General features: G+C 39.9%; 11 protein-coding genes and 1 pseudogene. 9 read left to right on the forward strand and 3 right to left on the reverse strand.

All coding sequences use genetic code 11. The annotated features are described in order from the left end of the window. The first annotated feature begins 448 nt into the window (after nt 1-448). Nucleotides 449-865: a GFA family protein gene (locus Q0V26_RS17265; RefSeq protein ID WP_297486143.1), complete on the forward strand. Its 417-nt coding sequence runs from the start codon at nt 449-451 to the stop codon at nt 863-865. A gap of 144 nt (nt 866-1,009) precedes the next feature. Here Q0V26_RS17265 and Q0V26_RS17270 read toward each other — a convergent pair whose 3' ends face one another. Both Q0V26_RS17270 and Q0V26_RS17275 read right to left on the reverse strand, forming a co-directional pair. After that, the gene (locus tag Q0V26_RS17270) at nt 1,010-1,348 is read right to left on the reverse strand and encodes a cytosolic protein (protein WP_297486145.1); all 339 of its coding nucleotides are present in this window, start codon (nt 1,346-1,348) and stop codon (nt 1,010-1,012) included. A 189-nt stretch (nt 1,349-1,537) separates the two neighbouring features. Then, nucleotides 1,538-2,143 carry a DNA-3-methyladenine glycosylase 2 family protein gene (locus Q0V26_RS17275; RefSeq protein WP_297486146.1) on the reverse strand — a complete coding sequence of 202 codons (606 nt, stop codon included), beginning with the start codon at nt 2,141-2,143 and terminating at the stop codon, nt 1,538-1,540. 135 nt (nt 2,144-2,278) lie between these two features. Between Q0V26_RS17275 and Q0V26_RS17280 the strand changes: the two genes are divergently transcribed. The 5 genes from Q0V26_RS17280 (at nt 2,279) to Q0V26_RS17300 (ending at nt 6,150) form a co-directional block, all read left to right on the forward strand. After that, nucleotides 2,279-2,845 carry a GNAT family N-acetyltransferase gene (locus tag Q0V26_RS17280; RefSeq protein ID WP_297486148.1) on the forward strand — a complete coding sequence of 189 codons (567 nt, stop codon included), beginning with the start codon at nt 2,279-2,281 and terminating at the stop codon, nt 2,843-2,845. Nucleotides 2,846-2,900: 55 nt separating this feature from the next. Further along, nucleotides 2,901-3,323 carry a GNAT family N-acetyltransferase gene (locus Q0V26_RS17285; protein ID WP_297486150.1) on the forward strand — a complete coding sequence of 141 codons (423 nt, stop codon included), beginning with the start codon at nt 2,901-2,903 and terminating at the stop codon, nt 3,321-3,323. A 131-nt stretch (nt 3,324-3,454) separates the two neighbouring features. Next, nucleotides 3,455-3,760: a hypothetical protein gene (locus Q0V26_RS17290; protein ID WP_297486153.1), complete on the forward strand. Its 306-nt coding sequence runs from the start codon at nt 3,455-3,457 to the stop codon at nt 3,758-3,760. 210 nt (nt 3,761-3,970) lie between these two features. Beyond that, nucleotides 3,971-4,405 (forward strand): thioredoxin TrxC, encoded by a 435-nt coding sequence (trxC, locus tag Q0V26_RS17295; RefSeq protein WP_045036436.1) that lies wholly within the window; start codon nt 3,971-3,973, stop codon nt 4,403-4,405. A gap of 479 nt (nt 4,406-4,884) precedes the next feature. Further along, a complete protein-coding gene (locus Q0V26_RS17300) occupies nt 4,885-6,150 on the forward strand; it encodes a NupC/NupG family nucleoside CNT transporter (RefSeq protein WP_297486155.1) in 1,266 nt (421 codons plus the stop codon). 105 nt (nt 6,151-6,255) lie between these two features. On the opposite strand, the gene Q0V26_RS17305 is transcribed toward Q0V26_RS17300, so the two are convergent. Then, a complete protein-coding gene (locus Q0V26_RS17305; RefSeq protein WP_297486157.1) occupies nt 6,256-7,125 on the reverse strand; it encodes an NAD(P)-dependent oxidoreductase in 870 nt (289 codons plus the stop codon). A gap of 300 nt (nt 7,126-7,425) precedes the next feature. On the opposite strand from Q0V26_RS17305, the gene Q0V26_RS17310 reads away from it, so the two are divergent. The 3 genes and pseudogenes from Q0V26_RS17310 to secF form a co-directional block, all read left to right on the forward strand. Then, on the forward strand, nt 7,426-7,980 hold the full coding sequence (locus Q0V26_RS17310) for a hypothetical protein (protein ID WP_297486159.1): 555 nt from the start codon (nt 7,426-7,428) through the stop codon (nt 7,978-7,980). 255 nt (nt 7,981-8,235) lie between these two features. Continuing rightward, nucleotides 8,236-10,050, forward strand: a complete 1,815-nt coding sequence (gene secD, locus Q0V26_RS17315) for a protein translocase subunit SecD (RefSeq protein ID WP_297486161.1) — start codon at nt 8,236-8,238, stop codon at nt 10,048-10,050. Nucleotides 10,051-10,054: 4 nt separating this feature from the next. Then, nucleotides 10,055-10,449: pseudogene (gene secF / locus Q0V26_RS17320) on the forward strand (protein translocase subunit SecF); the annotation flags it as partial.

Raw genomic sequence — 10,449 nt, forward strand, 5'->3', positions numbered from 1 at the left:
CTTTCCATTTCAGAAAATAGATAATAATTAACGCGATTATCTGACCTGACAATCGTCATTCCCTACGGTGAATACTCGGAGGGTGATAGGAAACTTACTCACAGCGCGTTGAGTTTTTAAAGTAAATATATGGCTGTCCTATATTCCTAAAAAAACATAGGACACCCATAACTTTCCATTTCAGAAAATAGATAATAATTAACGCGATTATCTGACCTGACAATCGCCATTCCCTACAGTGAATACTCGGAGGGCGATAGGAAACTTACTCACAGCGCGTTGAGTTTTTAACGTAAACATATGGCTGTCCTATATTCCTTGTTTTGGTTACTCTAAATATGTTTTTGAATGGCATCACAAAACACAACTGTTCTTATATACAGTGTTTCAGGTGTGGTTATGATGAATAAACGCTATTTTTTTATCTATCAACTAACGGTATTTTAAGATGTCAGACTCAAAAGCAAGCTGCCTTTGCGGTGCGGTAAAAATTGTTGCAGCAGACGTTAATCCTAAGTTTTCAGTGTGCCATTGCCAATCATGCCGAATATGGGGTGGTGCGCCATTTTTTGCTGTTCAATGTGGTACTCAAGTAACCTTTGAAGGTGAAGAGAACATCAAAATATATCCCTCATCAGCTTGGGCTTCGCGCGGTTTTTGCACTGAATGTGGCACTCATTTATTCTATAAAGTAAAAGCCAGCGGTGAATATAATATGCCTGTCGGTCTGTTCCCTGATATAAAAGGGCTAACAATGGATATGCAGTATTTCAGCGATGCTCGCCCTAGTTATTATTGCTTTACTAATCAAACCAAAGAAATGACAACCGCTGAAATCATAGCGTACTTTGCCGATAAAATGTAATTGAGGTGGAGTGGAGCTAACTTGTTTATGGCCCTGACCTTGCTAAAGATTCGACGCATTCAGTTAGCTCTTGTTTATAAATAAAATGGTTGCAGATAAATGGCTGGGGCAGCCAATGCGTCTATTTAATTTATAGGAAAATTTTCAATCCATTCGAGTAATAAAAGTTTGCTCGTCATTCACAAAAGCCACAAAACCGCCGTGATAGATAAATACTCGACCAGGTCCCTCAACTAGGCAGGCAAGCTGTGGGTCTAAATCAGCTTCGTTATTCTGGCTTTGAAATGTTCCTGTGTCGGTGATTACACCGCTGAGTGTAGGCAAATATCCATAACTACGCTTGGCTTGATCAATCAGGCTTAATTCGCTGGTGGTAGAGAAGCAACCGGGGATCGCACCAGCTTCTTCGATAAATAAAGTTTTCAGTTCTTCAAAAGCTGTAATCACTAGCCAGTCGATATCGTTAACGTGATGGATAAACATAGAGTTTCTCGGTAATTTTGATACGGAGATTCTATCATTATCAGAGGTTGAATGTAGTAGGGATTTAGTTGAAAAACAAAGGATAGCCATAACCTTGCACATCAACAATGAGCTACTATATTAAAATATCTTTGATTTTGAAATAGGCTAGGGGGAGCTGGTGGCTATTCCCTAGGTGTTTATCAGTCGTTAATTCTGATGATAATAATGCCATAAAAATAGTGAGCCAACACTTCGCCACGGTGCCCAATGCGTTACCATCTCACGAGCTTCTTTTGGGGTTGGTTTTGATGCTAATCCTTTTAGTTTTTGCAAACCTAAAAGGATACCTAAGTCATCGGCAGGAAAAATATCATGTCGGTCTAAAGCAAACATTAAGTAGATCTCTGCGCTCCAGCGACCAAGGCCTCGCATATTAATGATGGTTTTGATTGCGCGTTCATCATCAAGGTGCTGCAATCCATCGATATCAAAATTGCCTTCTACTGCGGCGGTTGCAATACCTTGTGTATATTCAATTTTTCGGTGAGATAAGCCTGCATCTCTTAATGCTTGTGTTGGAATTTGAATAAATTGTTCTGGGGTGCAAGCTGGCATTAATGCTAATACTCGATCAGTGATTGTTATTGCCACTTTAGTCGATAATTGCTGACTAATAATAGTAAAAAGGAAAGCTTCAAACCCTTTTGGGTAAGTACGACCATCAGGCAAACCATATTGCTTAACCGCTTGTGCTATATCTTGATCGATAAGGCTTAACGTTTCTATTCCTTGGTGTATTAATTTCTTATCCATAATCATTAATCTCAATCTGAAAATATCAATATTCAAAAGTTATTGTTGAAATTATGATGATTAGATGTTGTTGATGCAACTCATCGTTGATATATCTCTATGTGGTAAGGATAAAGCATATAACAAGGAGTAAACATGCATATGGAAACACAGCGCCTTATTCTTCGGCAATGGAAGCCGAATGACTATCGTGCTTATGCTCAGTTGAACGCAGCTCCTCAAGTAATGCGCTATTTCCCTGCAATATTGTCCAATAATGAAAGCGATGCACAAGCTTCTAGAATAGAAGAACTTATAGCACAACGTGGATGGGGATTTTGGGCGGTGGAACTAAAATCAACCGGGAAGTTTATTGGGTTTGTGGGGCTACATAGTCAAGATGAAACCAGTGGTATTCCTAATGCTCCCTTTATCGAAATAGGTTGGCGATTATCAGCTGAATATTGGGGATTAGGCTATGCACCTGAAGCGGCAACAAAAGCACTACAGTTTGCTTTTGAGGTTCTTAAAGCCCCGTCAGTTTTTGCTTTCACTGCTTTGCAGAATCAGCCTTCGCAACGGGTTATGGCTAAAATCGGAATGAAAAATACACGGCAGGATTTTAATCATCCTAAATTGGATCAAGGACATCGGTTAGAGCGACACTGCTTATATACAATTACTCAGCAACAGTGGCTAGCGATTGTTAATCAGCCCGATTAATGAAGCTTACACAGTGTTGTGGTAATGATCGTTGTGATAACAAAGGAAAGAGCCCATGATTTTATACCAATCAACCCGTGATTTATCAGCGTCAGCGCAGATTACATATAACAATATGCGTACCTATTATGAGCATTATGCTGTTAATTGGGAGCAACCAACAATAGTAGAGCAAATAGCCGGGTTAGAAAATTGGGACATAGTGTGTGATGGTGAAGTGGTAGGTGCTATTCGATTAGCTGTTGGTGACGACGAATGCTATTTACGCGATCTTCAAGTTAGCGCTCAATATCAAAATCAAGGTATTGGTGCTCAAGCTATTACAGAGTCTGTTCGATTAGCACGTGAATATGGTGTAAAACAGTTGAGGTTAAGAGTGTTTAAAATTAGTCCTGCTTATCACTTATATACTCGATGTGGTTTTACGGTTGTGAGTGAAGATGATCGCTTTTTTAATATGATCCAGAATATTACGTAATAGTCGTCGGTAGAGTGGTTGTTAATCGGCTGTACATCACATAAATGTTAGTATTATAAAATGTGAGGTATTGAGGTGCTAATCCTTAAGCCTACTAAACTTAATGCGAAAGCTCTTATCCTGAGGTTATTATGAAAGTAATGTTATTGTTGATGTTGTCTATTTTATCTTTTCAAGCATCTGCACAAGAGATGTATGTGTGTAAAGATGGCGGCGCAGAGCGGACTGTTGAGGTGGTATATAGTCAACCGGGTAACAAAGTACCTTGTGATGTTAAATACACCAAAGCAAGCGGTAGCCAAATATTATGGAGTGCAGACCACAAGGTCGGTTACTGTGAAAGTAAAGCCCAAGCATTTGTTACCAAACTCGATACATTGGGTTTAACTTGTTCAAAGGTAAATAATACTGTAGCAACACAGCCATTGAGTGAATAAGGTCGTCAACAGTATTAAACGGATTAAAAACGCTAAGTTATTAATCCGTTTAGTTTTTTACTTTAGTTGATAGTGTTCTAATAATGGTATGCACCCATCTGGCCTCATAGGTATTTCCTATCAGCTTAATCAGTAAAAACAGCTTTTATTTTGCGAATGATAGGGATAGATTAAATAACAATAGTTTAGAATTAGATTCGGATATTCATTATGACAACCATGACAACTCGTTGCCCACATTGTAAAGCATTAAACCGTTTACCCCTTGATCGTGTAAACGATGAAGCAACATGTGGCACTTGCAAAGAAAAATTACTTGATGGCATGCCAATTGAAGGTACAGCTGATAACTTTGCAAATCTAATTAATGGTGATAAACCTGTTGTTGTTGATTTTTGGGCCCCATGGTGTAGTCCATGTGTAGGTTTTGCGCCCGTTTTTGCTGATGTAGCAACCGAGCGTAATGGTGCTGCTCGTTTCGTTAAAATCGATACAGAAGCGCAACAAGCATTAGCAGGCCAATACCGTATTCGTAGTATTCCAACCATTATGGTCTTTAAAGGCGGTAAGATGGTTGATATGTTAAATGGTGCAATGCCTAAAACTGCATTTGATGAATGGCTCAATAATGCGTTAACAAAATAATCATTAATGGTCTATTTTGTCAGTCATTGATATTTGCTGGTGGTATATTTAAATTGTAAAAGCCTGGTTATATGAAAATAGCTGGGCTTTTTTGTGCCTTTTTTTCAATGAAATAGTAATAAAAACGCTATTTAGCATGTTATTTGTGCGAATTATGTATAAATGTAAAAAAACACTATACTAAATTTTTAATATGACCAAGATCTCTATATACTCCCGCCTCGGCCAGAACAATTACGTTCAGCCACCTTATTACAAGCTGTCACTAGGATATGTGAACGACCCACGGAGTTGGACCGGCGTTAACTATAGCTTGTTAATTTAGGTGACTTGTATGTTGTACCATTGGACGAACACCCCTTTAGTTATTTACGCGTCTTGGCGTAATATCCATCTTTTGTTGATCTTTCAGCAAATGTTTTTCCGATGCCACAACACAATCAATACCTACATTATTCGCAACACAATAGGACGAAATAATGCAGTTGTTAATTAGTTTGGCCGGTATTGTCGTACTGGTTTTATTCGCAATTTTACTTTCAGATAACCGCAAAGCTATCAACTGGCGCACAGTGCTGGGTGCTTTAGTGTTACAAGCGAGTTTTGCTGCATTGGTATTGTATGTGCCTCTTGGTCAAAAAATGCTTGGCGCAATGAGTCATGGTGTTGCTGGTCTATTGAGCTTTGCTGATGTTGGTATTCAGTTTGTTTTCGGCGATTTATCTAATATTGAAAAAAGCGGTTTTGTATTTGCGATCCGTGTGTTGCCATTGGTGATCTTTATTAGTGCCTTAATTTCACTGTTGTACTACTTCGGTATCATGCAATGGGTAATTAAAGTCTTGGGTGGCGGTATTCAAAAACTATTGGGTACTAGCCGTGCGGAATCATTAGTGGCGACGGGTAATATCTTTTTATCGCAGGGTGAATCACCATTATTGGTACGTCCATTCTTAGCTAAAATGACGCGCTCTGAACTTTTCGTTGTAATGACATGTGGTATGGCGTCTGTTGCGGGTTCCGTTTTAGGTGGTTATGCTGGCTTAGGCGTTGATCTTAAATTTCTGATTGCAGCTAGTTTTATGGCCGCGCCTGGTGGTTTGTTAATGGCTAAGATTTTAGTGCCAGAACAACAAGTGCCAGAAGAACAAGTTGAAATTGAAATGGCGACCAGTGAGCACAGTAATGCGATTGATGCATTAGCCGCGGGGGCAATGAATGGTATGAAAGTATCGGTTGCAATCGGTACGATGTTAATTGCGTTTGTTAGTGTGATTGCAATGGCGAATGCTGGCTTAGAGCAAGTGGGTTATGGACTTGCAAGTTTAACCTCTATGGTTGGTTTAGATACCATGTCACATTGGTTTGCAACAACGCCTCTTAGCATGCAACTTATTCTTGGCTATATCTTTTCACCGTTAGCGTTTGTTATTGGTGTGCCAACCCATGAAATGATGGCTGCGGGTACGTTTATTGGCGAAAAACTGATCCTTAATGAATTTGTTGCCTTCATGGATTTTGCATCAATTAAACAAACATTATCAGAGCATACTCAAGTTATTATTACTTTTGCGCTATGTGGTTTTGCTAATATTGGCTCTATCGCGATTCAGATTGGTTCAATTGGTGTAATGGCACCTGAACGTCGTAGTGATGTGGCAAAATTGGGCTTTAAAGCGGTAATGGCTGCGACGTTAGCTAACTTAATGAGTGCGACGCTAGCGGGTATTTTCGTTTCGCTATAATTAATATTTTTATCAGATAATTGATTTGGATATAAAAAATAATTAAGCCGTAGTAATGGTTGTTGCTACGGCTTTGTTGTTTTTATCGTTAAATGTTTTCAGTCACTATTTATCAAATTGCTTGATTAGAATTGAGGTATCGGCACGATTAAATCCACGTTGTTGCAGCTTTTCATATTCGCGATCAACTTGCTTTGCCATTGGTAATTTTACATTAAGCTTTTCAGCGGCATCAAAACAAATGGCAAGATCTTTACGCATCCAATCAATAGCAAAGCCAAAGTCAAAAGAATCAGCCGCCATGGTTTGTGCGCGATTTTCTAATTGCCATGAGCCAGCAGCACCATGTTTTAATACTTCGGTCATGGTGTGAATATCAAGCCCAGCCGCTTTTGCGAGTGTTACAGCTTCAGATAAGCCTTGTAAGATACCCGCGATACATAACTGATTAGCCATTTTCGTTATTTGACCATAACCTGTTTCACCCATTAATGTTGTTGCTTTTGCATATTGTGAAATAGCATGTTTGGCTTTATTAAATACTGCTTCATTGCCGCCGACCATAACGGTTAGACACCCATTAATTGCGCCAGCTTCACCACCTGAGACGGGGGCATCTAAAAAATCACAACCAATGGCATGTGCAGCATCGGCAATTTCACGCGCCACATCGGCTGATGCAGTGGTATGGTCGACTAAAATAGCCCCAGGTTTTGCAGTGACTAAAATGCCTTGTTGACCTTTATAAATTTCACGCACGTCATTGTCATTGCCTACGCAGGTAAAAATAATGTCGGCATCTTTTACCGCGTCACAAGGTGTGAGGGCAATAGTACCATCATATTCTTGGACCCAAGCATCAGCTTTCGCTTGAGTGCGATTATAAATTGTTACATGGTAACCGGCTTTGGCAAGGTGACCTGCCATTGAATAGCCCATTGTTCCAAGTCCTAAAAAAGCAACGTTTGCTGTCATCGTTAATACTTCCTTGATGTTAATTGTGAGCAATTTTTAACATCATAACAGACTTAATTATTGCGTAAATGGGTATACGTTGTGTGTGTTTTATGGAAATAAGTGAGATTTATCAATAGGATTAATTATTCGAAATTAATCGCTTGTAACAATTTGTGTAGACAATTATCATAACACTCACTCTTATTTTATGGATTGGTTTAGTCAAACTTCATGTTGACAGTTGTGTTACGTATAATGTTATTGGTGTTATGTTTAGGAGCAAGTTCATTTGCTTCCGCATCGCCACAGGCAAACATTATGCCTTTCACCTCGACCAATCCTGTTTATACGGATGTTCTTGAAGCGCCAGTGTTTAACCCAAAAGCGGTTGATACCACGATGGTGACGATAGATATGGCTCGTTATACTGTTCAGACTCTTCACCATGAGACGGAGCAAGCGCCGACACAAAAATATCCAACGGATCGCTATGTAAGCAATAACGGTTTACCCGTTTCTTTTTATAGCACCCGTTTAGTATGGAATTTTCCATCACCAACCAATCTTAAATTACCACCGCATAGTGGTAGGCATCATCGTGTTGAAGTGATTAATTTACAAAATATGATTAATACTTCGACCCGATCGTTGAATAGTTTTTATCATAGTGCTGATGAAATTGCGCCGACATTTGAATTAGCCTTTGAATTCCCCTTACTCCCTATACCGATGCTTGCTATTGGGTATGCCGAGCCCCTCAGCCCACAAAGTGATTGGATTTTAAATATAAAACCCTCATCATCACGTGTCTCTGGCTGGAAAGAATCTAATTTACTCTATTCACATTACGGACATTCGTTCGTTACTGCATAAGACATTACTGGCGCTTGTGTCATTTGTGACATGTTGTGCTTTACTTAGTGATGTTGCTTTCATCTACACATAAAACGTTTTATTAATTTATGTATTAAATCTATCAATAGTTATTGTTAAGGCTCAATATTATCGGTTGTGAATATGATAATAACGAGCTGTTTTCTTTCAGTTAAATAGAAATATTAATAATAATTATTGATGTGTTATCGGTCGCAACAAGATGACTTGTTGCTAGAGATATGGCTTAAAATAATGAGAAAAAAGAATAATAAACAGATTCTGAATCATTACTCAGCATGGAAATATGTTGTGTTAATTGTGACAGTCTCGATTATGTTGCTCAGTGCTATTCCAACATGGTATGGCGAAAATGCAGCAGTACAAATCAGTGCGAAAGGCGGCGCAATGCCAACACCTTTTGATATTCAACGTGTTCTAAAAGAAAAAGGCATTGAAGCCAAAACTATTGAACAGCAGCCAACTCGTACGATTGTAGTGCTTAATTCAACCAAAGAACAAACCAAAACTAAAGAAGCGTTAAACAGCATTATTCATAATGAAGAGCGTTTAACGTTAGCTCTAGAACCTGCAGCACCGAAATGGTTATTAGGCTTAGGTTTTGAGCCTATTAAGTTAGGCCTTGATTTACGTGGTGGTGTACAATTCTTACTTGATGTTGATATGAAAGAGGTTTACAAGCAGCATGCACAGCAGCTGACTGACGATCTTCGTAGTGACTTCCGTAAGCAAAGCATTCGCTCTGCAGGTTCAGAAATGACTAATAACAATCAAGTTATTGTACGCCTGCCAAGTGAAGAAGCGAATGATAAGATTCGTACATACCTTCGTACTCAATACCCACAATGGCAAGCGAAGAATGGCGAAGGCAATAATTTAGTATTGTCTATGCGTGAAGAAGAGCAAACCAATCTGCGTAACCTAACGGTACAGCAGAATTTGCAAACCATGCGTGGTCGTATTGAGCAACTTGGTATTACAGAAGCGTCTGTACAGCGTCAAGGTGAAAACCGTATTCGTATTGAGCTTCCTGGTGTACAAGATCCAGCGGCAGCGAAAAATGTTATTGGCGCAACGGCAAGTTTGGCTTTCTATGCTGTTAAGCAAGAGGGCACTGGTAGCACAATGATCATTGACGACAAAGACGGTCGTCCTGTACGTGTTAGCCGTAAGCCTGTATTAACGGGTGATCATATTATCGATGCACGTGCGAGCATGGGTGAAATGGGTACGCCTGAGGTTAATATTACCTTAGACAGTGCTGGTGGCAGTATGATGTCAGACTTCTCTCGTAATAACGTAGGCCAGTCAATGGCGACTTCGTTCAGCGAGTACACGCGTAACGCGAAAGGTCAAACAGTACAAACGAACAAGATCATCAGTGTTGCAACTATTCAAACGCAGTTAGGTAGCCGTTTCCGTATTACAGGCGCAGGTTCTCTTGCTGATGCGCAACAATTGGCGTTATTACTACGTGCAGGTTCATTAACTGCGCCGGTTACTATCGTTGAAGAACGTACCATTGGTCCAACATTGGGTGCTGAAAACATTAAGAATGGTTTTGCTGCTCTAGCATTAGGTTTAGGCGTAACACTTGTCTTTATGGCATTGTGGTACCGTCGCTTAGGTTGGGTTGCAAACATTGCATTGATTACTAACATGATCATGCTTTTCGGTTTAATCGCCTTGATTCCAGGGGCGGTATTAACCTTGCCGGGTATTGCGGGTCTGGTATTGACCGTCGGTATGGCAGTTGATACCAATGTGCTTATTTTTGAACGTATCCGCGATATGGTTCGAGATGGGCGCAGTTTTGCTCAAGCAATTGATCGTGGTTTCAGTAGTGCATTTGGTACTATTTTCGATGCCAACTTTACAACTATGATCACCGCAGTGGTTCTTTACTCAATCGGTAATGGTCCAATTCAAGGCTTTGCATTGACGTTAGGTCTAGGTCTTCTAACCAGTATGTTCACTGGTATATTTACTTCCCGTGCCATTATTAACTTGGTTTGGGGTCGTGATTCTCGTCGAGATGTAAGGGTTTAACGCAATGAAAAATTGGATTATTACACACTTAACTAAATTGCGTTATATGACCGGTATCGTGTCAATTGCGCTAATGGTTATCTCGATCAGCTTCATCTGTATTCGTGGTTTAAACTGGGGTCTTGATTTTACTGGCGGTGTTGTTAGTGAAATTCAGATGAACAGTCAAATCACTAGCAGTGAAATTGAACCATTGATGGATGCTGGTTTTAAGCAAGATGTTGTGGCAATTGCGGCAGATGAACCTGGTCGTTGGATTCTACGCTACGCCGTACCACCTAAAGGGGTAACTTACCCAGACATCATTCAAGTACTTGAGCCGCTACATGCACAAGTACAAGTATTAAATACCAGTATTGTTGGACCACAAGTGGGTGCTGAAATGGCATCACAAGGTGG

It is taken from the genome of uncultured Photobacterium sp., assembly GCF_947039875.1.
In the GTDB taxonomy this organism is placed as follows: Bacteria; Pseudomonadota; Gammaproteobacteria; order Enterobacterales; family Vibrionaceae; genus Photobacterium.